Origin of the sequence: Kitasatospora sp. NPDC058063 (assembly GCF_042885395.1) — a bacterium.
GTDB lineage: Bacteria > Actinomycetota > Actinomycetes > Streptomycetales > Streptomycetaceae > Kitasatospora > Kitasatospora lactacystinica.
The window spans coordinates 62,531-85,936 of record NZ_JBHVSD010000015.1; the positions used below are offsets into that span (position 1 = coordinate 62,531).

At 72.2% G+C, this 23,406-nt stretch carries 24 protein-coding genes and 1 tRNA gene; 17 read left to right on the plus strand and 8 right to left on the minus strand.

The window, feature by feature from the left end; all coding sequences use genetic code 11:
• Positions 1 to 206: 206 nt before the first annotated feature.
• Entirely contained in the window at positions 207 to 1,541 is a 1,335-nt protein-coding gene (locus ACFVUY_RS25100) for a nicotinate phosphoribosyltransferase (RefSeq protein WP_387694857.1), read from the minus strand.
• A 140-nt stretch (positions 1,542 to 1,681) separates the two neighbouring features.
• Between ACFVUY_RS25100 and clpS the strand changes: the two genes are divergently transcribed.
• The 7 genes from clpS (at position 1,682) to ACFVUY_RS25135 (ending at position 6,623) form a co-directional block, all read left to right on the plus strand.
• A complete protein-coding gene (gene clpS, locus ACFVUY_RS25105) occupies positions 1,682 to 1,975 on the plus strand; it encodes an ATP-dependent Clp protease adapter ClpS (RefSeq protein ID WP_049654313.1) in 294 nt (97 codons plus the stop codon).
• Positions 1,976 to 2,090: 115 nt separating this feature from the next.
• Positions 2,091 to 2,663, plus strand: coding sequence for a DUF2017 domain-containing protein (locus ACFVUY_RS25110; protein ID WP_387694856.1), 573 nt, complete (start codon positions 2,091 to 2,093; stop codon positions 2,661 to 2,663).
• Positions 2,664 to 2,967: 304 nt separating this feature from the next.
• Positions 2,968 to 4,353, plus strand: coding sequence for an amino acid permease (locus ACFVUY_RS25115; protein WP_387733650.1), 1,386 nt, complete (start codon positions 2,968 to 2,970; stop codon positions 4,351 to 4,353).
• 142 nt (positions 4,354 to 4,495) lie between these two features.
• Entirely contained in the window at positions 4,496 to 4,927 is a 432-nt protein-coding gene (locus ACFVUY_RS25120; protein ID WP_359904141.1) for a M67 family metallopeptidase, read from the plus strand.
• Between the two features lie 139 nt (positions 4,928 to 5,066).
• Positions 5,067 to 5,186 carry a putative leader peptide gene (locus ACFVUY_RS25125; RefSeq protein WP_387694855.1) on the plus strand — a complete coding sequence of 40 codons (120 nt, stop codon included), beginning with the start codon at positions 5,067 to 5,069 and terminating at the stop codon, positions 5,184 to 5,186.
• 117 nt (positions 5,187 to 5,303) lie between these two features.
• Positions 5,304 to 5,582 (plus strand): MoaD/ThiS family protein, encoded by a 279-nt coding sequence (locus ACFVUY_RS25130; RefSeq protein WP_030242903.1) that lies wholly within the window; start codon positions 5,304 to 5,306, stop codon positions 5,580 to 5,582.
• 72 nt (positions 5,583 to 5,654) lie between these two features.
• Positions 5,655 to 6,623: a cysteine synthase gene (locus ACFVUY_RS25135; RefSeq protein WP_359904138.1), complete on the plus strand. Its 969-nt coding sequence runs from the start codon at positions 5,655 to 5,657 to the stop codon at positions 6,621 to 6,623.
• Between the two features lie 110 nt (positions 6,624 to 6,733).
• Here ACFVUY_RS25135 and ACFVUY_RS25140 read toward each other — a convergent pair whose 3' ends face one another.
• Positions 6,734 to 7,192, minus strand: coding sequence for a type II toxin-antitoxin system PemK/MazF family toxin (locus ACFVUY_RS25140; protein ID WP_387733435.1), 459 nt, complete (start codon positions 7,190 to 7,192; stop codon positions 6,734 to 6,736).
• A gap of 185 nt (positions 7,193 to 7,377) precedes the next feature.
• On the opposite strand from ACFVUY_RS25140, the gene ACFVUY_RS25145 reads away from it, so the two are divergent.
• The 3 genes from ACFVUY_RS25145 (at position 7,378) to ACFVUY_RS25155 (ending at position 10,127) form a co-directional block, all read left to right on the plus strand.
• Positions 7,378 to 7,569, plus strand: coding sequence for a MarR family transcriptional regulator (locus tag ACFVUY_RS25145; RefSeq protein ID WP_387694854.1), 192 nt, complete (start codon positions 7,378 to 7,380; stop codon positions 7,567 to 7,569).
• A 244-nt stretch (positions 7,570 to 7,813) separates the two neighbouring features.
• Positions 7,814 to 8,560 (plus strand): MBL fold metallo-hydrolase, encoded by a 747-nt coding sequence (locus ACFVUY_RS25150; protein ID WP_387694853.1) that lies wholly within the window; start codon positions 7,814 to 7,816, stop codon positions 8,558 to 8,560.
• A 226-nt stretch (positions 8,561 to 8,786) separates the two neighbouring features.
• Positions 8,787 to 10,127 (plus strand): LAETG motif-containing sortase-dependent surface protein, encoded by a 1,341-nt coding sequence (locus ACFVUY_RS25155; protein ID WP_387733436.1) that lies wholly within the window; start codon positions 8,787 to 8,789, stop codon positions 10,125 to 10,127.
• Between the two features lie 146 nt (positions 10,128 to 10,273).
• Here ACFVUY_RS25155 and ACFVUY_RS25160 read toward each other — a convergent pair whose 3' ends face one another.
• The 4 genes from ACFVUY_RS25160 to ACFVUY_RS25175 form a co-directional block, all read right to left on the minus strand.
• Positions 10,274 to 11,560, minus strand: a complete 1,287-nt coding sequence (locus ACFVUY_RS25160; RefSeq protein WP_387733439.1) for an LLM class flavin-dependent oxidoreductase — start codon at positions 11,558 to 11,560, stop codon at positions 10,274 to 10,276.
• Entirely contained in the window at positions 11,557 to 12,612 is a 1,056-nt protein-coding gene (locus ACFVUY_RS25165) for an LLM class flavin-dependent oxidoreductase (RefSeq protein ID WP_387733442.1), read from the minus strand. The genes ACFVUY_RS25160 and ACFVUY_RS25165 overlap by 4 nt, the downstream gene beginning before the upstream one ends.
• Positions 12,613 to 13,012: 400 nt before the next feature.
• Positions 13,013 to 14,290 carry a PTS transporter subunit EIIC gene (locus tag ACFVUY_RS25170; RefSeq protein ID WP_387694849.1) on the minus strand — a complete coding sequence of 426 codons (1,278 nt, stop codon included), beginning with the start codon at positions 14,288 to 14,290 and terminating at the stop codon, positions 13,013 to 13,015.
• Positions 14,291 to 14,676: 386 nt separating this feature from the next.
• A complete protein-coding gene (locus tag ACFVUY_RS25175; RefSeq protein ID WP_387733445.1) occupies positions 14,677 to 15,966 on the minus strand; it encodes a PTS transporter subunit EIIC in 1,290 nt (429 codons plus the stop codon).
• 402 nt (positions 15,967 to 16,368) lie between these two features.
• On the opposite strand from ACFVUY_RS25175, the gene ACFVUY_RS25180 reads away from it, so the two are divergent.
• The 4 genes from ACFVUY_RS25180 to rdgB all read left to right on the plus strand — a co-directional run bounded on the left by ACFVUY_RS25180 (position 16,369) and on the right by rdgB (position 18,692).
• Positions 16,369 to 16,602 (plus strand): glucose PTS transporter subunit EIIB, encoded by a 234-nt coding sequence (locus tag ACFVUY_RS25180; protein ID WP_063349220.1) that lies wholly within the window; start codon positions 16,369 to 16,371, stop codon positions 16,600 to 16,602.
• A 90-nt stretch (positions 16,603 to 16,692) separates the two neighbouring features.
• Positions 16,693 to 17,418 carry a ribonuclease PH gene (gene rph / locus ACFVUY_RS25185; protein WP_359915203.1) on the plus strand — a complete coding sequence of 242 codons (726 nt, stop codon included), beginning with the start codon at positions 16,693 to 16,695 and terminating at the stop codon, positions 17,416 to 17,418.
• Between the two features lie 247 nt (positions 17,419 to 17,665).
• A complete protein-coding gene (locus ACFVUY_RS25190; protein ID WP_359915201.1) occupies positions 17,666 to 18,055 on the plus strand; it encodes a hypothetical protein in 390 nt (129 codons plus the stop codon).
• Between the two features lie 31 nt (positions 18,056 to 18,086).
• Complete coding sequence (rdgB, locus tag ACFVUY_RS25195) at positions 18,087 to 18,692, plus strand: RdgB/HAM1 family non-canonical purine NTP pyrophosphatase (RefSeq protein ID WP_359915199.1); 606 nt, start codon at positions 18,087 to 18,089, stop codon at positions 18,690 to 18,692.
• 73 nt (positions 18,693 to 18,765) lie between these two features.
• Here rdgB and ACFVUY_RS25200 read toward each other — a convergent pair.
• Positions 18,766 to 18,849 (minus strand) — tRNA-Leu (locus ACFVUY_RS25200).
• 512 nt (positions 18,850 to 19,361) lie between these two features.
• On the opposite strand from ACFVUY_RS25200, the gene ACFVUY_RS25205 reads away from it, so the two are divergent.
• Complete coding sequence (locus ACFVUY_RS25205) at positions 19,362 to 21,701, plus strand: chitinase C-terminal domain-containing protein (protein ID WP_387695940.1); 2,340 nt, start codon at positions 19,362 to 19,364, stop codon at positions 21,699 to 21,701.
• A 95-nt stretch (positions 21,702 to 21,796) separates the two neighbouring features.
• Here the strand turns inward: ACFVUY_RS25205 and bcp are convergent, their stop codons facing one another.
• A complete protein-coding gene (bcp, locus tag ACFVUY_RS25210; protein ID WP_387733449.1) occupies positions 21,797 to 22,270 on the minus strand; it encodes a thioredoxin-dependent thiol peroxidase in 474 nt (157 codons plus the stop codon).
• A gap of 166 nt (positions 22,271 to 22,436) precedes the next feature.
• Here bcp and ACFVUY_RS25215 point away from each other — a divergent pair, with 166 nt between their 5' ends.
• Both ACFVUY_RS25215 and ACFVUY_RS25220 read left to right on the plus strand, forming a co-directional pair.
• Positions 22,437 to 22,778, plus strand: coding sequence for a DUF3618 domain-containing protein (locus ACFVUY_RS25215; RefSeq protein WP_380538871.1), 342 nt, complete (start codon positions 22,437 to 22,439; stop codon positions 22,776 to 22,778).
• A gap of 184 nt (positions 22,779 to 22,962) precedes the next feature.
• Entirely contained in the window at positions 22,963 to 23,265 is a 303-nt protein-coding gene (locus ACFVUY_RS25220; RefSeq protein WP_049655715.1) for a co-chaperone GroES, read from the plus strand.
• Positions 23,266 to 23,406: the final 141 nt, after the last annotated feature.

A 23,406-nucleotide genomic window follows, 5' to 3' on the forward strand; every position in this document is an offset into this window, starting at 1 on the left:
ATCCTCGGATCTCGGGGGCCCGCGGGAGGCGGCGCCCCGGTGGGGGGAGTCCTCGGGAGTACGCGGCCCGGCCGCTGCGGGCGCGGGGGGTACTCGGGGAGCTCCGGGGGAACTCGGGGAACTCTACGGTCGACTGTAGGGAGTGGCGCGCGGGGGCGGAAGCCCCCGGGGCCGGTCCGGTGGGCCGGTCCGGCCCCGGGCTCCGGTCAGTGGGCCGGCCCGGCGGGCAGGACCAGTTCGGTCGGCAGCACCGGGTCGCCCTTGGACAGTTGGGTGGCCGACAGCGGCAGGGCGGCGCGGGCGCGCACGTGCCGTTCGCGGGCGGCGCTCAGCGGCTCCCGGCCGACGGTCTCGCCGTCGAGCACCAGCGGCACCTGCATCAGGTGCGGGCGCAGCCCGTCCGGGACGGGTCCGGTGCCGACCACCTCGGCCTCGGCGACGCCGTCGGCGTCGGGCCGGCGGGCCGCCCACTTGCGGCCGCCGATGCTGGTCTTGCCGCCGGCCGCGCGCTTGGCGACCGGCACCATCGGTCCGCCCTCGGTCTCGGCGCGGGCGACCAGCTTGTAGACCATCGCGCAGGTCGGGTGGCCGCTGCCGGTGACCAGGCTGGTGCCGACGCCGTAGCCGTCCACCGGTGCGGCGGCCAGGGCGGCGATCGCGTACTCGTCGAGGTCCGAGGTGACGATGATCCTGGTCCGGTCGGCGCCGAGCTCGTCCAGCTGGCGGCGGACCCGGTGGGCCAGCAGGGTGAGGTCGCCGGAGTCGATCCGGACGGCGCCCAGTTCGGGGCCGGCCACCTCGACGGCGGTGCGCACGGCCTCGCGCAGGTCGAAGGTGTCGACCAGCAGCGTGGTGCCCTTGCCCATGGAGGCGATCTGCGCCGTGAAGGCGTCCCGTTCGCTGTCGTGCACCAGGGTGAAGGCGTGGGCAGCGGTGCCGGTGGTCGGGATGCCGTGGGTGAAGCCGGCCTCCAGGTCGGAGGTGGCGGCGAAGCCGGCCACGTAGGCCGCTCGGGCGGCGGCGACGGCGGCGTGCTCGTGGGCGCGGCGGGCGCCCATCTCGATCACCGGGCGGCCGCCGGCGGCGGCGGTCATCCGGGAGGCGGCGGCGGCGATGGCCGAGTCGTGGTTGAGGATCGAGAGGATCACCGTCTCCAGGATCACGGCCTCGGCGAAGCTGCCCTCGACGGTGAGCAGCGGCGAGCCGGGGAAGTAGACCTCGCCCTCGGGGTAGCCGTGGATGTCGCCGCGGAAGCGGTAGTCGGCGAGGAAGCGCAGGGTGGTCTCGTCGACCACGTCCTGGTCGGCGAGCCAGTCCAGCTGGGGGGTGGTGAAGCGGAAGTTCTCGACGGCGTCCAGGACCCGACCGGTGCCGGCCATGACGCCGTATCGGCGGCCGCTCGGCAGGCGGCGGGTGAAGACCTCGAAGACGGAGCGGCGGTGCGCGGCCCCGCTGCGCAGGGCGGCCTGCAGCATGGTGAGCTCATAGCGGTCGGTGAGCAGCGCGGTCGAGCCGGCCGCGCGCACGGAAGTGGCGTCCATACGGATGATGCTACTACCACTTAGCGTCAGAGTGACGATTTCTCGGCGAGCGTGCCGGGCCGGAATCGCCGGGGTGTCCCCCGGATGGCAGCATGGGGCATGAGGGGTTACGGACGACTGTGCAGCGAGGAGGACCCGGCTTGAGCGTCGCGCCCGTGGAGATCGAGCGCCCGGAGGTCGAGGGGGTGCCGGTGACCGAGCCGGACACGCCCTGGGTGACCATCGTGCACAACGACCCGGTCAATCTGATGAGCTACGTCCAGTACGTCTTCCAGGCCTACTTCGGCTATCCGAAGGACAAGGCCCGGAAGCTGATGATGGACGTCCACACCAAGGGCCGGGCGGTGGTCTCCAGCGGTTCCCGCGAGGAGATGGAGCGCGACGTCCAGGCGATGCACGGCTACGGCCTCTGGGCGACGCTGCAGCACGACTGACGCCGGACCGACCGGCGCCGGAGCGACCGGCGCACAGGCGGCCGGGGCCGGCCCGACGGGTGCCGGACCGCCGGCCGTACGACCGAAGACGACGAAGACGGGCTGACCGATACAGATGGCTGGGTTGTTCGAGAGTGCCGGCGGTGGCGGCGCGGCGATCGCGCTGGACGAGTGGGAGGCCTCCATCCTGCGCTCGCTGGAAGTGCAGTTGCTGGAGCTGATCGGCCCGGGCCCGGGCGGGGAGGGTGACGACCCCTTGGCCGCGCTGTTCGCCGAGGGCCCGACCGAGGCTCCCGCCGACCCGGCGCTGGCCCGGCTCTTCCCGGACGCCTACGGCGACCCGGGGAAGCCGGAGGACGAGGAGGCCAGGGTCGCGTCCGGCGAGTTCCGCCGCTTCACCGAGCTGGACCTGCGGGCCCGCAAGCGGGACGACGCGCTGTTCGTGGTCCGGGCGCTGGACGGCCTCGGCGACGGCGGGGTGCTCAAGCTGGCGGTGCCCGACTGTCAGCGCTGGCTGGGCGCGCTGAACGACCTGCGGCTGGCCGTCGGCGTCCGGCTGGAGGTCACCGAGGACGACGATGACGGCCTCTACGAGCTGCCGGACGGCGACGAGCGCAAGCCGCTGGTGATGGCGTACCTGTGGCTGGGGGCGCTGCAGGAGTCGCTGTTGGAGGCCATGGCGGACTGAGTCCGAGCGGATCCGTCTCTTGGGGGAGTGATCCTGCCCGATTCCGGGCAAGCCCCGGCCGTTTCGTCCAGAATGTGGACGATTGGCCGGGGCATTTCTTATGAAAATCGGGCAAACCATACCAGGTCATGCTCAAATAACGCTCAGATGGACACCGCTGTCCGAACTTCGCGTGGTACGACTTCTCCACCCCCGAGACCGACCAGGACGGTGCACAGTGGCCGAGAAGTTGTACGACGAAAGGGTCGACAGCGCGGCGGACGGCGAAGGCTACGAGCGCGGGCTCGGCAGCCGCCAGATCCAGATGATCGCGATCGGCGGAGCGATCGGCACCGGCCTGTTCCTCGGCGCCGGCACCGCGATCTCCCGCTCCGGCCCGAGCCTGATCCTCTCCTACGCCGTCGCCGGCCTGGTGATCTTCGTGATCATGCGGGCGCTCGGCGAACTGCTCACCTACCGACCGGTCTCCGGCAGCTTCGCCGAGTACGCCCGGGAGTTCCTCGGCCCCTTCGCCGGCTATGTGACCGGCTGGACGTACTGGCTGTTCTGGGTCGTCACCGGCATGGCGGAGACCACCGCCGCCGCCGTCTACGTGCGGTTCTGGGCGCCCGACATACCGCAGTGGGTCAGTGCGCTGACCTTCCTGGTCCTGCTCTACGCGGCCAACCTGATCTCGGTGAAGCTGTTCGGCGAGATCGAGTTCTGGTTCTCCATGGTCAAGGTCACCGCCATCATCGGCATGATCCTGATCGGCGTCGGGGTGCTGACCCTCGGCTTCAGCAAGGCCGGTGACACCGCGTCGCTCGGCCACCTCTGGCAGGACGGCGGCTTCTTCCCCCAGGGCATCGGCTCCACCGTGATGACCCTTCAGATCGTCATGTTCGCCTACCTGGGCGTCGAACTCGTCGGCGTCACCGCGGGCGAGAGCGAGAACCCCGAGAAGACCCTGCCGCGGGCCATCAACACCCTGCCCTGGCGGATCATGCTGTTCTACATCGGCGCGCTGGTGGTCATCCTCTCGCTCGTGCCGTGGACCGAATTCCGGCCCGGCGTCAGCCCGTTCGTCGCCGCCTTCGGCAAGATCGGCATCCCGGCGGCGGCCGGCATCATCAACTTCGTGGTGCTCACCGCCGCGCTCTCCTCCTGCAACTCCGGGATGTACTCCACCGGCCGCATGCTGCGCGACCTCGCGCTGCGCGGTCAGGCCCCGGGACGGCTCACCAGGCTCAACTCCCGCCGCACCCCGGCCTTCGCGATCACCGTCTCCTGTCTGCTGATGGGGATCGGCGTGGTGCTCAACGGCATCGTCCCGGCGCGGGCGTTCGAGTACATCACCTCGGTCGCCACGGTCTGCGGCCTGTGGACCTGGGCGATGATCCTGATCTCCCAGATCCGCTACCGCCGGGCCTGGCGGGCCGGCCACCTGCCGGGGCCCACCTTCAAGGCGCCCGGCGGCGCCTGGGTCAGCTGGGCCGCGCTCGCCTTCCTCGCCCTGGTCGTGGTGCTGATCGGCCTGGACCGGGACAACCGGATCTCGCTGTTCGTCTTCCCGTGCTGGGCCGTACTGCTGGTGGTCGGCTACCAGGTGCTCAAGCGCCGCGACCCGCGGGCCCTCCACGACGTCGCGGACCGGCAGCCCGCCGGTGACGGCAACCTGCCCGCCGGCGACGGGAGCCTGGACGCCCGCTGACCGGGCCCGGACGCCGCGGCCCGGCCCCGGCCCCGGTGCCACGGACCGGACCCGGACACCCGCCGACCGGACGTGGACACCCACCGACCGCGCCTCGGACGCCCCGGCGGACAGCCGCCGGGGCGTGGCTATCCTGGCCCGCATGCTGACCATCACCCGAGAACTCCGCGACCGGATCGTGGCCCACGCCCGCGCCGACCACCCGGACGAGGCCTGCGGCGTGGTCGCCGGACCGGCCGGCAGCGGCCGGCCCGAGCGGTTCGTCCCGATGCTCAACGCCGCCCGCTCGCCCACCTTCTACGAGTTCGACTCGGGCGACCTGCTCAAGCTCTACCGCGAGATGGACGACCGGGACGAGGAGCCGGTGATCGTCTACCACTCGCACACCGCCACCGAGGCCTACCCCTCGCGCACCGACGTGAGCTACGCCTCCGAGCCGTTCGCCCACTACGTCCTGGTCTCCACCGCCGAGGGCGAGGGCGAGGACGACCCGTACCAGTTCCGCTCGTTCCGCATCGTGGACGGCGAGATCACAGAGGAAGACGTGCAGGTCGTCGAGGCCTACCCGGTCTGACCGGCACTTCCGCGGACGCGGCCCGCCGCCCCCTCCCGAAGGGGCGGCGGGCCGCCGTCGTCTCAGCCCTGGGAACGGGAACATCCGGATCCCGAGACAGCCATGTCGGAGCGGGCCCGGGAATCTATACGATGAGCCCATGCGTTCCGTCGATGTGAGCACTCAGGCCCCGGGCATCCGCCTCGTGGCGCGCCTGCACATCGACCTGTGCCGGCACGCCGGTGCGATCTGTCCCGGCACGCCCGCGCGCTCGCGCTGAGAGCCGCTTCACCACCTCCCCCGGGCCCGCCGCCCCCGGCGACGCCGAGCCCGGGGCGACCGCCCCGCCGCCTCCGCCGCGGCCCACTCACTCCACGACTCGCCCAGGAGCGCACTCATGGCCATCGAGGTCCGCATCCCGACCATCCTCCGCACCTACACCGACGGCGCCAAGGCCGTCGAGGGCAACGGCAGCAACCTCGGGGAACTCTTCACCGACCTCGACGCCCGCCACCCGGGCATCGCCGCCCGCCTGGTCGAGGGCGGCGAGCTGCGCCGCTTCGTCAACGTCTACCTGAACGACGAGGACGTCCGCTTCCTGGAGGGCATCTCCACCGCCCTCGCCGACGGCGACAGCGTCACCATCCTGCCCGCCGTGGCCGGCGGCGCCCGCTGACCTCCCGGTTCCCCCGCCCGCACGGCGGGGGAACCGCCCTCTCCACCCCACCGCCTTGGCCGGAGGCCCCCCTTGCGTTACGACAGTCCGCTCGAAGCCGTCGGCAACACCCCGCTGGTCCGTCTGCCGAGGCTGTCCGCCGCCGTCCCCGGCAACGCCGACGGCCTGGTGAGCCTCTGGGCCAAGCTGGAGGACCGCAACCCGACCGGCTCGATCAAGGACCGCCCGGCCCTGCACATGATCGAGCGCGCCGAGGCCGACGGCCGGCTCACCCCCGGCTGCACCGTCCTGGAGCCCACCAGCGGCAACACCGGCATCTCGCTGGCCATGGCCGCCAAGCTCAAGGGCTACCGGATGGTCTGCGTGATGCCGGAGAACACCAGCGAGGAGCGGCGCGAACTGCTCCGCATGTGGGGCGCCGAGATCATCCCCTCCCCGGCGGCCGGCGGCTCCAACACCGCCGTACGGATGGCCAAGGAGATCGCCGCCGAGCACCCCGACTGGGTGATGCTCTACCAGTACGGCAACCCCGACAACGCGGGCGCCCACTACACCGGCACCGGCCCCGAGATCCTCGCCGACCTGCCCACCGTCACCCACTTCGTGGCGGGCCTCGGCACCACCGGCACCCTGATGGGCGTCGGCCGCTACCTGCGCGAGAAGGTCCCCGGCGTGAGGATCGTCGCCGCCGAACCGCGCTACGACGACGTGGTGTACGGGCTGCGCAACCTCGACGAGGGCTTCGTCCCCGAGCTGTACGACGCCGAGGTGCTCACCACCCGCTTCTCGGTCGGCTCCGCGGACGCCGTCCGCCGCACCCGCGAACTCCTCCAGCAGGAGGGCATCTTCGCGGGCGTCTCGACCGGCGCCATCCTGCACGCGGCGATCGGCGTCGGGCGCAAGGCGGCGGCCGCCGGGGAGCGCGCGGACATCGTCTTCGTGGTCGCCGACGGCGGCTGGAAGTACCTGTCCACCGGCATCTACACCGCCGAGTCCACCGAGGCCGCGGTCGAGGCGCTGCAGGGCCAGCTCTGGGCGTAGGGCGCGTCCGACAATTCCCGCCGGGTGCGCCTCGAAGTGTCGGACACGCCTGGGGCGCAGGGCCCGTGCCGTGGATCCTCGCCGGGCCCGCGACATCCGGGGGCAGGCCGCTAGGCGCGCGGCAGCGCCCGCTGCGCCCGGGCCCAGACCTGCCGGTCCACCGCGCCGGCCCGGCGGCGGAAGGCCGACAGCGGTACCTCGCGCAGCTCGTCGGTCTCCAGCCAGCTGGCCCGGCCCTCCCGGTCGCCCACCGTCCCGGGCGGCAGCGGCAGTACGCCCGGGCGTTCCGCGTGGTGCTTGCTGGTGATCTTGGCGACGGTGGCGGTCCGGCCGTGCACCCGCAGCACCAGGCACGGGCGGTCCTTGGACCCGGGCCCGTCCTCGAACGGCACCTGCGCCCACCAGATCTCCTGCGGCTCGGGGCCGGCCCCCGGCCGCGGCTTCGGGCCGGTCGGCCCGGCCGGGCGCGGGGCCGGGCGGGTGCGCCGCACCAGCGCCGCCGCGGCGGCGGCCAGCAGCGCGACGCCCAGCAGCGACAGGACGAGCCAGGTAGCGGTCATGCCGTTCATGCGGCGAACCGTACCGGGCCGGGGTGAACGCCACTACCGTGCCGGCCGTGACGGCCGGGCATTTGTCCGCGCATTGCTCCCGGTTCGTCACGGAACTGCCACAATGCCCGTTCTGCGCCCGGAGTCCCGGCCGGTCCGGCAAGGCTGCGTCACGAACGTCCGCCCCCGTCCCCGGAGGTGCCCCCGTGACCCGTGGCCCCGAGCTGTGGTCCTGCGCCGAGATCGCCCGCCACATCAACGTCCGGCCCGCGACCGTCCGCAGTTACCGCCGGCACCGGCTGCTGCCCGATCCGGACGTGATCGACGGCAGCGGCCGCCCGCGGTGGTACCCGTTCACCATCCGTACCTGGGCCCGCAACCGGCCCCGGCACCGTTGATCCCCGGCCCGTCAACCACCCCCGCTCCCGCTCCCGGCGTTCTGGTGATTCCGCCCACAGCCCGGCACGGGGACGGGGGCAAAGTGCCGCTCCGCCCTTACCCTCGACACACCAACGCAGTGCTACCGGCCGGTTCGCCGCGCCCGGCCTGCCGTTTTCCATGCCGTTTTCCATGCTGTCCGGTGGAGGACGGCGATGCCGTTTTCCAGCAGCAGCCAGGATGTGTCGGGGCGGAGGGGCTCGGATGAAACTGACCGTGGTGGGGTGTTCGGGGAGCTTCCCGGCCGCCGACTCGCCCTGCTCCAGCTACCTGGTCGAGGCCGAGGGCTACCGCGTCGTGCTCGACCTCGGCAACGGAGCCCTCGGCGCCCTCCAGAAGTACACCGGCCTCTACGACGTCGACGCCGTCCTGCTCAGCCACCTGCACGCCGACCACTGCGTCGACCTGTGCGCCTACTGGGTGGCCCGCAACTACCGCGCCGAGGGCTGCCCCGAACTGCTGCCCGTGTACGGCCCGGCCGGCACCGCCGAGCGGCTCGCCCGCGCCTACGACATGCCGGAGAACCCCGGGATGAAGGAGGTGTTCGAGTTCCGCACGCTCACCCCCGGCAGCTTCGAGCTCGGCCCGTTCCGGATCGTCGTCGCCCAGGTCAACCACCCCGTCGACGCCTTCGCCTTCCGGCTGGAGCACGACGGCCGCTCGCTGGTCTACAGCGGGGACACCGGCGAGAGCGCCGAACTCGTCGAACTCGCCCGCGACACCGACCTCTTCCTCTGCGAGGCGGCGTACATCGACGGGCGCGACACCTATCGGGCCGTCCACCTCAACGGCCGCGAGGCGGGCGAGCACGCCGCCGCGGCCGGCGCCCGCCGGCTCGTCCTCACCCACATCCCCCCGTGGACCGACGCCGAGCACAACCGGCGGGACGCCGCGGCCGCCTACCCGGGGCCGGTCGAGGTCGCCCGGGCCGGTGCGGTGTACGAGGTCTGAGCAGCTCGGCGGGGGTTGCGCGGGGGCCGCGGAAGTCGCGGGAAAAAGTTCCGGCACGACCTGCAACCTCGCCGCCCCCCGTACGTCCTAGTAGGTGAGCGGCGGGAAACGCCGCCGGAACGGTCGGCCCGTCGGGCGCGGCCGCGGTCACACCACTCACCAGGCGTGCTTCGTGCTGCCCGGATCCGGCCGTGTCGGTCCGGAGCGGAAATCCAGGGGGACTCCCATGCGCAAGACCAACCGTGCCCTGAACCGGGCCCGCCGGCTCGTTCCGGCGGTCGCGCTGACCGCCGCGCTGGTCGCCGGCGGCGCCGTGACCGCGACCCCGGCGTTCGCCACCGCCGGGCCGCTCGGCCTGACCGTGCACGCCCCCGCGGTGGTCGGCTTCGCGGGCGGGCCGGTCGAGTTCACCGAGCACATTGGCAACCCGGGGGACCAGGGCACGTCCGTCGTGCTGGACTTCGAGATCGAGAGCGACCTCGGGACGCCGCCGAACGCCCTGAGCCTCGACTACTTCAGCGACACGACGGGTGGCTGGCTGCCGGTGGACCTGAGGGCGCGCTCCGAAGGGAACCGGATGGTCAACGCGGGTGGCACCGGCAAGGTGGCGGTCCCGGCGGGCGGCACCGACGTCAGGCTCCGCCTCGGTGTCCCGATGGGCAAGCCGCACGACGGGGCCACCAACGGCGGCACCGGCCCGAACCTCGCCTTCCGTACCACCGTCAAGGGCTGGTGGCAGGACTCCCCGGTCGAGCCGCCGCTCAACGACACCCACGTGATCAACGTGGAGGGGATCACCAACGGCGTGTCCGGGGTCCCGGCCACCGCCGTCGCGGGCGGGGCGCCCATCGAGTTCGACGCGGTGCTCAGGAACCCGACGCCGTCCGCCTACACCAACCTCGGCAACGTGCTGTTCACCGACCGGCACGCCAGGGTCGAGGTCCGCGGCGCCGACGGCACCTGGACCGTCCTGGCGCCGGTCACCACCGAGGCCGAGCCTCCGGCGGGCTTCTACCTGGACGGCCGCAACTCCTCGGCGGCCCCCGGGAGTTCGCAGACCAAGCGGGTCCGGGTCAGCTACCCGGCCGACATGCCGCCGGGCGCGACCGAGCTGAACCCCTGCGTGTTCGTCAACGAGGGTGACGGCATGCCCTTCCGCGGCACCACCATGTGCTCCCCCGGTGCCACCGTCCGGGTCGTCGCCCCGGAACCGAAGCCCACCACCACGCCCGCCCCGACCGGCACCCCGGAGAGCACCGGGACCCCGGCCCCGACCCCGTCCACCGGCTCGAACGGCTCGAACGGTTCGAAGCCGCAGCCGGGCGGCGACGCGCCCGCCGCCCAGCAGGCCGGCGATGTCACCAGGGCCCCGGCCGCCCCGGCCGCTTCGGTGCCCGCCGGGCCCGCGGGTGACGCCCCGGCGGCCGGTGACCGGCCGGCGGGCGGCCACCTGGCCTCCACCGGCGCCGACAGCGACCGGACCGGCCTGATCGCGGGCGCCGGAGCGCTGCTGGTGGGCGCCGGCGCGGGGGCCTTCTTCCTGGCCCGCCGCCGCCGCACCAGCTGACCGCCCGCCGTGGGCGGCCCGGCCGGGAGGCCCGGGCGGGCCGCGCACGGCCGTGTCACCGGCGTCGGTCACGGCGGCCCGGCTGCCCGGCGTCGGTCACGGCCACCCGGCTGCGGGAGGCCGGCCGGGTGCCGGGCGACGGATCGTCAGCGTCGCCCGGGCGCCGGCAGTCCGAGGTGGTCCCGCAGGGTGGGGCCGGTGTAGTCGGTGCGGAACACCCCGCGTTCCTGGAGCAGCGGTACGACCCGGTCGACGAACTCGTCCAGCCCGCCCGGGGTGAGGTGCGGGACGAGGATGAAGCCGTCGGCCGCGTCGTTCTGCACGAAGTGGTCGATCTGCGCGGCGACGGTGGCGGGCGAGCCGATGAAGGACTGCCGGCCGGTCAGCTCGATCACCAGTTCGCGGCTGGTCAGCTTCTTCTCCGCGGCCACCGCCCGCCACCGTTCGGCGAGGGCCACCGGGTCGGCGTGCCGGACCCGCCCCTGGACCAGGCCGCTGTCCGGGTCGGGGTCGACGGTCGGCAGCGGTCCGTCGGGGTCGTGGTCGGACAGGTCGACGCCCCAGACCTGCTCCAGGAAGGCGATCGTGGTCTGCGGGCCGACCTGGGCCCGGCGGATCCCGTGGGCCCGTTCGGCCGCCTCGGCGTCGGTGTCGCCGAGGACGAAGGTGGCCCCGGGCATGATCTTCAGCTCGTCCGGCTTGCGCCCGTACGCGGCGAGCCGGCGTTTGACGTCGGTGTGGAAGGCCTGGCCGTCGGCGAGGGTGGAGTGCCGGGAGAAGACCACGTCGGCGGTGGCGGCGGCGAACTCGCGCCCCTCGTCGGAGTCCCCGGCCTGGATCACCACCGGGTGGCCCTGCGGCGGCCGCGGCAGCGAGAGCCGGCCCTCGACCTCGAACTGCGGGCCGCGATGCCGGGCGGGTTCGTCCCCGGCGTCCCAGAACTCCCTTGCCAGCTGGACGAATTCGGCGGCGCGGGTGTAGCGGTCGGCGCGGTCCAGGTAGCCGCCGCGGCGGAAGTTCTCCCCGGTGAAGGCGTCCGAGGAGGTCACCACGTTCCAGGCCGCGCGGCCGCCGGAGAGGTGGTCCAGCGAGGCGAAGCGGCGGGCCAGTTCGTACGGCTCGTTGAAGGTCGCGTTGACCGTGGCGGCCAGGCCGAGCCGTTCGGTGACGGCGGCGAGCGCGTTCAGCACGGTGATCGACTCGGGGCGGCCGACCACGTCGAGGTCGTGGATGAGGCCCTTGGTCTCGCGCAGCCGCAGGCCCTCGGCGAGGAAGAAGAAGTCGAACTTCCCGCGTTCGGCGGTCTGCGCGAGGTGGCGGAACGAGGAGAACTCGATGTGGCTGCCGGAGGCCGGGTCGCTCCACACCGTGGTGTTGTTGACGCCGGGGAAGTGCGCGGCCAGGTGGATCTGCTTGAGCGGTCGGTCCGTCATCGGGTCACCTCGGCGAGGGCGGGGGAAGCGGTGGGGGCGCCGGCGGGGCGGGCGGCGTAGCGGCTGGCCGGGCGGGCCAGGCCGAGGTGGTCGCGCAGGGTGCGGCCGGTGTACTCGGCGCGCAGCAGGCCCGCGGCGCGCAGGGCGGGGGCGATCCGGTCGGCCAGCGCCGCCAGGTCGCGCGGCGGGTCGGCGGGGGAGAGGTGGAAGCCGTCCACGCCGGTGCCGGTCGCGGTGAGTTCGGCGAGCAGCCGCTCGTCGGCGGCCCGGTCGGGCAGGGCGGACAAGGCGGTGTCGAGCCGGGCGAGGATGCGCAGGCCCTCCCCGGCGCGCAGCCGCAGTTCGGTGGCGGCGGTCAGCCTGGTGGCGCGGTCGGGGGCGTCGAGCAGCACGACGTCGGCGTGCCGGATCGCGGCGGCGGTACGGGCCCGCCCGCCCGGGGAGACGTCCGGCGCGAGGTCGGCGGCGGCGACCGGCACCGCGACCACCGGTCGGCCCTGCGGCGGGCGCGGGGTGATGGACGGGCCGCGGACCGAGAAGTGCGGGCCCTCGAAGTCGATGTAGTGCAGTTTGTCGCGGTCGACGAACCGCCCGGTCGCGGTGTCGCGGATCTCCGCGTCGTCCTCCCAGCTGTCCCAGAGCCGGGCGGCCACCTCGACGGCGTCGGCGGCCTCGGCCCACAGCTCGTCCTCGGCGGCGACCGGGCGGCGGCCGAAGGCCCGGGCCTCGGCCTCGGTCGTGGAGACGCCGACCAGCCAGCCGGCCCGGCCCTCGCTCGCCCAGTCCAGGGTGTTGACCGAGATCGACGTGTGGAAGGGCTCGGTGTGGGTGGTGGTGACGGTCGGCACCAGTCCGACCCGGTCGGTCAGCGGGGCGATCCGGGCGAGGGCGGCGAGCGCGTCGGGGCGGCTCGGTGCGGCGGCGAAGGAGTCGTCGAGGGTGACGAAGTCCAGGGTGGCCCGCTCGGCGAGGCGGGCGAGGTAGGCGTAGTGCCCGGCGTCGAAGCGGCCGGGGCTGTCGAGGGCGGCGGACAGGTGCAACTGGCGGGGCATGGTGAGCCTGACTTCCTCGTGCGGACGCGTGCGGGCGCCGGCGCGGCCGTGCGGGGACACGGGAGCGCGGGGGCACGCCGGAGCGCGGTGGCGGCCCGCGGGCGGAGCCCGTGCGGGCGGGGGGAAGGTCCGGCGCCGGGCGGGACGTCAGCCGGGCGGCGGCGGGGGAACGGTCAGCTCAGCCGCGACACGCCGCGGACCACACGCGACCGAAGTCGATGTGGCTGCGGGTGACCAGCGGGCACGAGGCGTTCACCGCTTCAGTTGACCAGGGCGTCCGTCGGTTCGTCAACCGCCGTTTCCGTCGGCCCGCGGTGCCCGGGCACGCGGAAGGCCCCGCCCCGCCGCTGGGGGAGCAGCGGCGGGTCGGGGCCTTCGTGGCGGGGCGGTGACGCGGGCGTCAGGCCTTGGTGACGTCCTCGATCTCGTCGTCGTCCTCGCGACCGGGGGTCTTGAGGTCGAACTTGGTGATCGCGAAGCGGAAGAGGAAGTAGTAGACCGCGGCGAAGACCAGGCCGATCGGGATGATCATCCACGGGTCGGTGGCCTTGTTCCAGGCCAGCGCGTAGTCGATCAGGCCGCCGGAGAAGGTGAAGCCGTCGTGCACGCCGAGCGCCCAGGTGACGGTCATCGAGACGGCGGTGAGCAGCGCGTGGATGACGTACAGGACCGGGGCGATGAAGACGAAGGCGAACTCGATCGGCTCGGTGACACCGGTGACGAAGGAGGTCAGGGCCAGCGAGACCATCATGCCGGTGACGGCCTTGCGGCGGTGCGGCTTGGCGGCGTGGGCGATGGCCAGCGCGGCGGCGGGCAGCGCGAACATCATGATCGGGTAGAAGCCCGACATGAACTGTCCGGCGGTCGGGTCGCCGGCGAAGAAGCGGGTCAGGTCGCCGTGCACGACGGTGCCGTCGGCCTTGGTGAAGTCACCGGTCTGGAACCAGGCGAAGGAGTTCACGAACTGGTGCATGCCGACCGGCAGCAGACCGCGGTTGACCAGGCCGAAGGCGCCCGCGCCGAGCGCGCCGGCGCCGATCAGACTGTCGTTCAGGCTCTTGACGGCGTCGCCGATCGGGCCCCAGGCCAGACCGAAGAAGACGCCGACGGCGGTGCCGACGAAGGCCATCATGATCGGGACCAGGCGGCGGCCGTTGAAGAAGCCGAGCCAGTCGACCAGCTTGGTGCGGTGGTACTTCTGCCACAGCACAGCGGCCAGCAGACCGATCACGATGCCGCCGAGCACGCCCGGGTCCTGGTAGACCGGCTTGATCCACTTGTCGCCGTCGACGTGGCCCTCGGAGACCGGGAACGCGGTGAGGACGTTCTTGTAGACCAGGAAGCCCACCAGTGCGGCGAGGGCCGTGGAGCCGTCCGCCTTCTTGGCGAAGCCGATCGCGATGCCCACCGCGAAGAGCAGTGCCAGGTTGGAGAAGACGCCGTCACCGGCGGTGGCGAAGACCGAGGCGACCTTGTTCCAGCCGAGGCCGTCCTTGCCGAACACGTCGTCCTGGCCGAGACGCATCAGCAGACCGGCGGCGGGGAGCACCGCGATGGGCAGCTGGAGGCTGCGGCCGATCTTCTGCAGACCCTGGAGGAGGTTCTGGCCGAACTTCTTGGCGGGGCTTGGCGTGGCCGGAGCCGTAGCGGGCGCCGGTGCCTGCTCAGACTGACTCATGGGGGTGGGTTCCTAACGGCATGGCGGTCGGTCGGGGGACGGCACAGGGGGCCAACCGCGAACTGGTCTACACCACACGTGGTGTAGACCAGTTTTGTAGCACGGGCGGAGAAGCCGAGGAACCCCGGAAAGCGGTGTCGCCGGGAAGCGCTATGAAATCGAAACCTACTTACCGAATGGCGATCATGGTATCCGCCGCGATCGGCATTTTGGCCGACTGCGCAACAAAATCGATTTTGGCTAATCGCGCAACAAAAGCACAGCGTGCCCTACCGGTCACTGCCAGGGGAGTTGGGCGCCGCCGACGGGCCTTTCGGAAAAGCCGAAGGCCCCCGGACCGTCGGGTCCGGGGGCCAATGCGGGGATAACCACGGTGTTGCTCGGGGTCAGGCCTTGGTGACGTCCTCGACCTGGTCGTCGTCCTCCCGCCCGGGTGTTTTCAGGTTGAATTTGACGATGATGAACCGGAAGAGCGCGTAGTACACGGCGGCGAAGCAGAGGCCGATCGGGATGATCAGCCAGGGCTTGGTGGCCAGCCCCCAGTTGATCGCGTAGTCGATCAGGCCGGCCGAGAAGCTGAACCCGTCGTGCACCCCGAGGCCCCAGGTCACCGCCATCGAGGCGCCGGTCAGCAGCGCGTGCACGGCGTACAGGGCGGGGGCGAGGTAGGCGAAGGAGTACTCGATCGGTTCGGTGACGCCCGTCACGAAGGAGGTCAGGCCGACCGAGAGCATCAGGCCGTAGATCTCCTTGCGCCGGTGCGGCTTCGCCGAGTGCGCCATCGCGAGGGCGGCGGCCGGCAGCGCGAACATCATGATCGGGAAGAAGCCGGACTGGAACTGGCCGGCCGTCGGGTCGCCCGCCAGGAAGCGCGGGATGTCGCCGTGCACGATGGTGCCGTCCGCCTTGACGAACTCGCCGAACTGGAACCAGACGAAGGTGTTCAGCAGCTGGTGCATGCCGATCAGCAGCAGTGCGCGGTTGAAGACGCCGAAGATGCCGGCGCCGCCCGCGCCCAGGTCGGCGAGGGTCTGCGAGAAGTCGTTCAGGCCGCGGCCGATCGGTGGCCAGACCCAGAGCGCCACCACGGCGGTCAGCATGCCGACCAGGGCGGTGATCATCGGCACCAGGCGGCGGCCGTTGAAGAAGCCGAGCCAGTCGACCAGCTTGGTGCGGTGGAAGCGGACCCACAGCCAGGCCGACATCAGGCCGATCAGGATGCCGCCGAGCACGCCCGGGTTCTGGTACGTCGCGGCCGCCGCCTTCGCCGAGGTGTAGTCCACGCACTGGTCGCTGATCAGCACGGTCGGCGGCTTGCAGTGCTCCGGGAAGGCGTGCAGGACCCGGAAGTAGACCAGGAAGCCGACCACGGCGGCCAGCGCCGTCGAGCCGTCCGCCTTCTTCGCCATGCCGATCGCGACGCCGACGCAGAACAGCATCGGCAGGCCGAAGGACGAGTCGAGCAGTGCGCCGCCCGCGGCGGCGAAGACCTTCGCGACGTCGTCCCAGCCCAGTCCGTCCTTGCCGAACACGTCCGGCTGGCCGAGCCGGTTGAGGATGCCCGCGGCGGGGAGGACCGCCACCGGGAGCTGCAGGGAGCGCCCCATCTTCTGGAGGCCGCCGTAGAAGGTGTGCCACCACGTGGTCTGCGGGGCTGTGGCGCCTGCCGAACTCATCCTTCGCCCTCCGGGTGCCGTTGCCGACCGGCGGTCCCCTGCGGGACCCTCGGGCGGGGCTCGGGAACACCCGGGGCCGTTACCGCGTTCCTCGGAGTACACATATATTGGTGTAGACCACTTGGAAGCAGGCCGTACCCCGGAGGCGCGAGCCCCGCTGATCGTCATCTTCGGGCGACGGTCGGACGCCTGCCCGCCGGAATGGGCCAAAAGTGGACTAACGTGGCGGACCGGACCGGCACGGGTGATGCTGGTCGCGCTGCTCGCCGGCACGACCGCAGCCGAACCCGCGTCAGCCACCGGCACGGACCTCACCGCCCGGCGGTCGAGGGACACCCCAGCACCAGCGCAGGACGGCACCCGGCAGAGCCGCCGAAGGGCCGAGACAGAGGGAGAAACCAGATGGCCAGCAAGGCTGAGAAGATCGTCGCCGGTCTGGGCGGCATCGACAACATCGAAGAGGTCGAGGGCTGCATCACCCGCCTGCGCACCGAGGTCAAGGACGCCTCCCTGGTCAACGAGGCCGCCCTCAAGGCCGCCGGCGCCCACGGCGTCGTGAAGATGGGCACCGCGATCCAGGTCGTCATCGGCACCGACGCCGACCCGATCGCCGCCGACATCGAGGACATGATGTGAGCTGAGCCACCCGGGCTCAGCCCGCCGGCTCCCGGACCGGCCCCCGCCGCTTCCCGGACCGGCCCCCCGGAGCGACTACGCTCAGTGCCTATGTCACGCATCGACGGCCGCACCCCCGAACAGCTCCGCCCGATCACCATCGAACGGGGCTGGAGCAAGCACGCCGAAGGCTCCGTCCTCATCTCCTACGGCGACACCAAGGTGCTGTGCACCGCCAGTGTCACCGAGGGCGTGCCCCGCTGGCGCAAGGGCAGCGGCGAGGGCTGGGTCACCGCCGAGTACTCCATGCTCCCGCGCGCCACCAACACCCGCGGCGACCGCGAGGCCGTCAAGGGCCGCATCGGCGGCCGCACCCACGAGATCAGCCGGCTGATCGGCCGTTCGCTGCGCGCCGTCGTGGACCACCGGGCGCTCGCCGAGAACACCATCGTCCTCGACTGCGACGTCCTCCAGGCCGACGGCGGCACCCGCACCGCCGCCATCACCGGCGCGTACGTCGCCCTGGTCGACGCCGTCGCCTGGGCCCGCGACAAGAAGCTGCTGCGCGCCAAGGGCCAGCCGATCACCGGCGGCGTCAGCGCCGTCAGCGTCGGCATCATCGACGGCGTCCCGATGCTCGACCTCCAGTACGAGGAGGACGTGCGCGCCGAGACCGACATGAACATCGTCTGCACCTCCGACGGCCGCTTCGTCGAGGTCCAGGGCACCGCCGAGGGCGCCCCGTTCGACCGCGAGCTGCTCGACCGGCTGCTCGACCTCGGCAGCCTCGGCTGTGCGGAGCTGGACGCGATCCAGCGCAAGGCCCTGGAGGGCTGAACCGGCGCGGGTCCCGCGGCCGTGGACCGGAGCGGACGCACGGTCAGCCCGCGGGCGCGGACGGTCGTTCGGGCCGCGGTGCGGACACGCGTCCGGGCCGCGGGCGAACGGCCCGCCGAACCGGTCGGCCTGCTGTACAGGCCGGGCCCGGAGACCGTACGGTTCCCGCAGCACTCCCGCTGCGGGAACCGCGCACCTCCCGGCGCGCGTCCCCCATCACGGAACCCGCGCCCCACAGGAGGATCGGATGCCGTCGAGCATCGCCCGCCCCGCCGCCCTCGCCGTGGCCGGACTCATCGCGATCCTCCCGCTCAGCATGGTGAGCTGCTCCGCCGCGCAGAAGGCGCTCGACTGCGGCAACACCGCGGTGCGGATCACCGGCGACATCGCCGACGTCACCCAGGCCTACGACAACGCGAGCAACGACGCGGCCGCGGCGGGGAAGGCCCTGCAGAAGCTCAAGAACGACCTCGACCAGGTCGGGAAGAACTCCAAGAACACCGACGTCGCCAAGGCCGTGACCGATCTGCAGAAGCAGGTCGAGAACGTGCAGCGGGCCGCGGACCGCAACGAGGTCCCGGACCTCAAGCCGCTCGGCGCCGCGGCCGGAAACCTCACCTCGGTCTGCACCGGCTGATCGTCCCCGGCCCCTCGGTAGGGTGGGTGATATGTCCACCCGCCTGATTCTCGCCACCCGTAACCAGCACAAGGTCACCGAGCTCCGCGCCATCCTGGCGGACGCCGGCCTGGACGTCGAACTCGTCGGCGCCGACGCCTACCCGGAGATCCCGGACGTCCCCGAGACCGGGGTCACCTTCGCCGAGAACGCCCTGCTCAAGGCGCACGCCCTGGCCCGCGCCACCGGCCTGCCCGCCGTCGCCGACGACTCCGGCCTCTGCGTGGACGTGCTGAACGGCGCGCCCGGCATCTTCTCCGCCCGCTGGTCCGGCAAGCACGGCGACGACACCGCCAACCTCGACCTGCTGCTCGCCCAGCTCTCCGACATCGCCGAGCCGCACCGCGGCGCCCACTTCTTCTGCGCCGCCGCCCTCGCGCTCCCGGACGGCACCGAGCGCGTCGTCGAGGGCCGCCTCCTCGGCACCCTGCGCACCGCCCCGGCCGGCGACGGCGGCTTCGGCTACGACCCGATCCTCCAGCCGCTCGGCGAGACCCGCACCTGCGCCGAACTCACCCCGGCCGAGAAGAACGCCATCAGCCACCGCGGCAAGGCCTTCCGCGCCCTCGCCCCGGTCGTCAAGGACCTGCTGGCCTGACACTCCGTCCGGTGAACGCGTCGAAGGCCCGCCCCGGGATCACCTCGGGGCGGGCCTTCGATTTCAATGCCAGTGCGGCCTGAGGGACTCGAACCCTCACGGGATTTCTCCCATGGGCACCTAAAACCCAGGCGTCTGCCAATTCCGCCAAGGCCGCATGGCGACCAGTCTAGAGCTTCGTCGAGTGTGGGGACAGCGAGTTCGGCCGCCGCCCCGCCGGTGCCGCGTCCCGGTCCGGCTCCCGGTTCGGGCCCCGGGCCGACCCCCGGTCCGGTCCCGGCCTCGTCCCGTTCGGGGGACGGCCGTGCGTCGGCCGCGCGCCGGTGCGGGCGCGTCGGCCGCCGGGTCGGCCGGTGCGCGCCGGGAGCGGGTTTCGGCCAGGGGGCCGACCGATTGCCGAGCGGCTCCGACCTGTGATGTTTGGCTTTTGATTACCAATTGGTACAGACCTATTGACCTATGTGGTTCAGACCACATAGCTTCTGCGCCAATTGCAATCCCCCACGTGCGTGCTCCCCCACAGGCACGCGCCGACACTCTCTCCTGGAGGACCGAGTGTTGATCCGAAACACGGCGGAGCGGCGTCCCACCGCCGCCCACCGCCGGAAGAGCCCGGCCGCCCGGGCCGGCGTGGCCTCGCTCGCCGCGGCCTCGCTGGCCGGACTGCTGATGGCGACGCTGGGTGCGGCGCCCTCGCAGGCGTCGGCGGCGGTCGACAACGCGGCCTGTCGGCCGGACGGCCTGTACCAGACCCCCGGGGTGGACGTCCCGTACTGCTCCGTCTACGACACCAGCGGGCGCGAGAAGATGGGCGCCGACCACCAGCGTCGCATCATCGGCTACTTCACCGGCTGGCGCACCGGCAAGAACGGCGACGCGCCGTACCTGGTGAGCGACATCCCCTGGGACAAGGTCACCCACCTCAACTACGCCTTCGGCCACGTCGGCTCCGACAACAAGCTCTCGGTCGGCACCGACGGCCCGACCAACGAGGCCACCGGGATCTCCTTCCCCGGCGTCCCCGGTGCCGAGCTGGACCCGAGCCTGCCGTACAAGGGCCACTTCAACCTGCTGACGAAGTTCAAGAAGCAGTACCCGAACGTCAAGACCATGATGTCGGTGGGCGGTTGGACCGAGACCGGCGGCTACTTCGGGGACGACGGCAAGCGCGTCAACTCCGGCGGCTTCTACTCGATGACCGTCAACGCGGACGGCAGCGTCAACCAGGCCGGCATCGACACCTTCGCCGCCTCCTCGGTCGACTTCATCCGCAAGTACGGCTTCAACGGCGTCGACATCGACTACGAGTACCCGACCTCGATGAAGGACGCCGGCAACCCGCTGGACTGGCAGCTCGCCAACGCCAAGCGCGGCTCGCTGGCCAAGGGCTACGCGGCGCTGATGAAGACCCTGCGCGAGAACCTGGACAAGGCCGGCGCCGCCGACGGCAAGCACTACCTGCTGTCGGTCGCCGCCCCGTCCTCCGGCTACCTGCTGCGCGGCATGGAGACCTTCCAGGTGGCCAAGTACCTGGACTACGTCAACATCATGTCGTACGACCTGCACGGTGCCTGGAACAAGTACGTGGGCCCGAACGCCTCGCTGTTCGACGACGGCAAGGACGGCGAGCTGGCCTCCGCCAACGTCTACGGAACCGCGCAGTACGGCGGCATCGGCTACCTGAACGCCGACTGGTCGTACCACTACTTCCGCGGTTCGATGCCCGGCGGCCGGATCAACGTCGGCCTGCCGTACTACACCCGCGGTTTCAAGAACGTGCAGGGCGGCACCAACGGCCTCTGGGGCACCGCCTCGGCGACCACCTGCCCGGCCGGCTCCGGCCTGACCGCCTGCGGTGACGGCGCGGTCGGCATCGACAACATCTGGAACGACAAGGACGACGCGGGCAAGGAGTCCCCGGCCGGGTCGAACCCGATGTGGCACGCCAAGAACCTGGAGAAGGGCATCCTGCCCGACTACCTGGCCAAGTACGGCGTGTCCGACACCGCGCTGCAGGGCACCTACACCCGCAACTACAGCTCCACCCTGGTGGCGCCGTGGCTGTGGAACGACACCAAGAAGGTGTTCCTCTCCACCGAGGACGAGCAGTCGGTGGGCGCCAAGGCGGACTACATCGTCAACCAGGGCGCCGGCGGCGCGATGATCTGGGAGCTCGCGGGCGACTACAAGTGGGACGCCGCCGCCAACGGCGGCAAGGGCGAGTACGTCCCCGGTTCGACGCTGACCTCGCTGATGTACGACAAGTTCAAGTCGGCGGCCCCGTACGGCGCGATCCGCTCGACGACCGCGCTGCCGCAGCAGACCCTGCCGATCGACGTGTCGTTCACCAACTTCGCGCTGGGCGACTCGAACTACCCGATCAACCCGAAGCTGCACATCGTCAACAACTCGACGCTGACCCTGCCGGGCGGCACCGAGTTCCAGTTCGACTACGGCAACTCGGCCCCGGGCAACGCCAAGGACCAGTCCGGCTTCGGCCTCCAGGTCATCAAGCAGGACAACCCGGGCCCGGGCAACGTGGGCGGCCTGAAGGGCACCTACAACCGAGTGTCGGTCAAGCTGCCGGGCTGGCAGTCGCTGGCGCCGGGCGCCTCGATCGACATGGACTTCGTCTACTACCTGCCGGTGTCCACGCCCTCCAACTGGACGGTCAACGTGGGCGGCACGCTGTACGGGATCAAGGGCGACCTGACCCGCGGCGCGGTGGACGGCGGCACGCCGACCCCGACCCCGACCCCGACGCAGACGGCCACCCCGACGCCGACCCCGACGCCCACCGCGACCGGGACGCAGACGCCGACCCCGACGCCGACCCCGACCTCGGGCGCCTGCACGGCCGCCCCGGGCTGGGACGCGGGCACCACCTACGCGACCCCCACCAAGGTCTCGTGGAAGGGCCACTACTACCAGAACAAGTGGTGGACCAAGGGCGACGACCCCGCGGCCAGCGGCTCGTGGGGAGTCTGGAGCGACCTCGGGGCCTGCTGATCAGGCCGGTCCGCCGAGGTGAGGAACGGCGGTGGCGGTGCACCCGGTCGGGGGGTGTGCCGCCACCGCTTCGCCGTTCTCCGTACCGCGGGAGGTCAGGCGCCGACCTTGAGGTCGCGCAGCAGCTTGGCGACGTGGCCGGTGGCCCGCACGTTGTAGAACGCGTGCTCCACCTTGCCCTGCTCGTCCACGACGATCGTGGAGCGGATCACGCCCAGATAGGTGCGGCCGTAGTTCAGCTTCTCGCCGAAGGCGCCGTACGCCTCCAGCACCTCCTTGTCCGGGTCGGACAGCAGGGTGACCTTGAGGTTCTCGGCCTCGCGGAACCTGCCGAGCTTCTCCGGCTGGTCCGGGGAGATGCCGATGACGTCGTAGCCGGCGCCCGCGAGGACCTCCAGGTTGTCGGTGAAGTCGCAGGCCTGCTTGGTGCACCCGGGGGTCAGGGCGGCCGGGTAGAAGTAGACGATGACCTTGCGGCCGGCGTGGTCGGCGAGGGACACCTGGTTGCCGTCGGCGTCGGACAGGCTGAAGGCGGGCGCGGTGTCGCCGGGCTGGAGGCGCTCAGACACGGTCGTACTCTCCTGAAGGCTGGGACGGGCGGCTGTACCACGGCAAACTTACCCCCGATGGTGGGTGGGGCCGCGCGGCCGTGTTCGGCAGCTGACACACTGGGTCAGTCGCACCGATCGCACGGATCGGACGGAACGACATCGGCGAGTGAATGGGGTGGCCCGAGTGGGCGAGGCGAGCACGCAGGACAAGTCGGCGCGGACGACCGCCCAGATCGAGGCGGACATCGAGCGGACGCGTGACCGGCTGGCGGGGACCCTCGACGAGCTGGCCGTCCGCGTCCACCCGAGCACCATCTCCGCCCAGGTCAAGGCCAAGGCGGCGGCCGCCGTCGAGGAGCGGGCCGCCCGGGCGTACGTGGCCGCCAGCGGCGTGGTGGAGAAGGTCCGGGCGCAGTTCGTGGACGAGAAGGGGCAGCCGCGCCGGGAGCGGATCGTCCCGGCCGCGCTGGTCGGCGTGGGCCTGGTGCTGCTGGTCGCCTCGGCCCGCAAGCGCCGCAAGGGCTGAGCACCGCGGGACGGAGGGCCGGGCGCGCCGCGTGCCCGGTCCTTCGCGTACCGGGCCAGCGTCACGCCCCGCGCCCGGGAGAGGTACCTTCGGGACCGTGAGTACGAACGACGAAGCGACCCGCTCCGAGCACGCGCAGGAGCCCGTCCGCCACGACCGGCTCGGCGAGAAGCTGCCGATCCGGATGCTGCACGACCGCGTGCTGGTGCGCATCGAGGGCGGCGAGGGCGAGCGCCGCTCGACCGGCGGCATCCTGATCCCGGCCACCGCGGAGCTGTCCAAGCGCTGTACCTGGGCGGAGGCCGTCGCGGTGGGCCAGAGCGTGCGCTCGGTGGAGCCGGGGGACCGGGTGCTGTACGACCCGGAGGACAAGCTGGAGGTGGAGGTCCGCGGCGCCACCTACGTGCTGCTGCGCGAGCGCGACCTGCACGCCGTCGCCGCGACCCGTTTCGGCGACACGGAGGGCTCGACCGGGCTGTACCTGTGACGGCCTGATCCGCCCGGTGCCCCGCGGTGCGCCCGGCCGGCCGGGGGGGGGGGGGGGGGGGGGGGGGGGGGGGGGGGGGGGCCGGGGGGGGCCCGGGGGGGGGGGGGGGGGGGCGGCGGCCGGGGGGCGAGGGAGGGGGGT

Excerpts from the sequence above, each read along its gene's own strand:
- ACFVUY_RS25220 (WP_049655715.1), top strand. The coding sequence starts at position 22,963 with ATGCTGCACGACCGCGTGCTGGTGCGCATCGAGGGCGGCGAGGGCGAG.
- ACFVUY_RS25190 (WP_359915201.1), top strand. The coding sequence starts at position 17,666 with ATGCCGTCGAGCATCGCCCGCCCCGCCGCCCTCGCCGTGGCCGGACTC.
- ACFVUY_RS25130 (WP_030242903.1), top strand. The coding sequence starts at position 5,304 with ATGGCCATCGAGGTCCGCATCCCGACCATCCTCCGCACCTACACCGAC.
- ACFVUY_RS25205 (WP_387695940.1), top strand. The coding sequence starts at position 19,362 with ATGGCGACGCTGGGTGCGGCGCCCTCGCAGGCGTCGGCGGCGGTCGAC.
- ACFVUY_RS25115 (WP_387733650.1), top strand. The coding sequence starts at position 2,968 with ATGATCGCGATCGGCGGAGCGATCGGCACCGGCCTGTTCCTCGGCGCC.
- ACFVUY_RS25110 (WP_387694856.1), top strand. The coding sequence starts at position 2,091 with ATGGCTGGGTTGTTCGAGAGTGCCGGCGGTGGCGGCGCGGCGATCGCG.
- ACFVUY_RS25165 (WP_387733442.1), bottom strand. The coding sequence starts at position 12,612 with ATGCCCCGCCAGTTGCACCTGTCCGCCGCCCTCGACAGCCCCGGCCGC.
- rdgB (WP_359915199.1), top strand. The coding sequence starts at position 18,087 with ATGTCCACCCGCCTGATTCTCGCCACCCGTAACCAGCACAAGGTCACC.
- ACFVUY_RS25170 (WP_387694849.1), bottom strand. The coding sequence starts at position 14,290 with ATGAGTCAGTCTGAGCAGGCACCGGCGCCCGCTACGGCTCCGGCCACG.
- ACFVUY_RS25140 (WP_387733435.1), bottom strand. The coding sequence starts at position 7,192 with ATGAACGGCATGACCGCTACCTGGCTCGTCCTGTCGCTGCTGGGCGTC.
- rph (WP_359915203.1), top strand. The coding sequence starts at position 16,693 with ATGTCACGCATCGACGGCCGCACCCCCGAACAGCTCCGCCCGATCACC.
- ACFVUY_RS25155 (WP_387733436.1), top strand. The coding sequence starts at position 8,787 with ATGCGCAAGACCAACCGTGCCCTGAACCGGGCCCGCCGGCTCGTTCCG.
- ACFVUY_RS25125 (WP_387694855.1), top strand. The coding sequence starts at position 5,067 with ATGCGTTCCGTCGATGTGAGCACTCAGGCCCCGGGCATCCGCCTCGTG.
- ACFVUY_RS25120 (WP_359904141.1), top strand. The coding sequence starts at position 4,496 with ATGCTGACCATCACCCGAGAACTCCGCGACCGGATCGTGGCCCACGCC.
- ACFVUY_RS25160 (WP_387733439.1), bottom strand. The coding sequence starts at position 11,560 with ATGACGGACCGACCGCTCAAGCAGATCCACCTGGCCGCGCACTTCCCC.
- ACFVUY_RS25180 (WP_063349220.1), top strand. The coding sequence starts at position 16,369 with ATGGCCAGCAAGGCTGAGAAGATCGTCGCCGGTCTGGGCGGCATCGAC.
- ACFVUY_RS25100 (WP_387694857.1), bottom strand. The coding sequence starts at position 1,541 with ATGGACGCCACTTCCGTGCGCGCGGCCGGCTCGACCGCGCTGCTCACC.
- ACFVUY_RS25150 (WP_387694853.1), top strand. The coding sequence starts at position 7,814 with ATGAAACTGACCGTGGTGGGGTGTTCGGGGAGCTTCCCGGCCGCCGAC.
- ACFVUY_RS25175 (WP_387733445.1), bottom strand. The coding sequence starts at position 15,966 with ATGAGTTCGGCAGGCGCCACAGCCCCGCAGACCACGTGGTGGCACACC.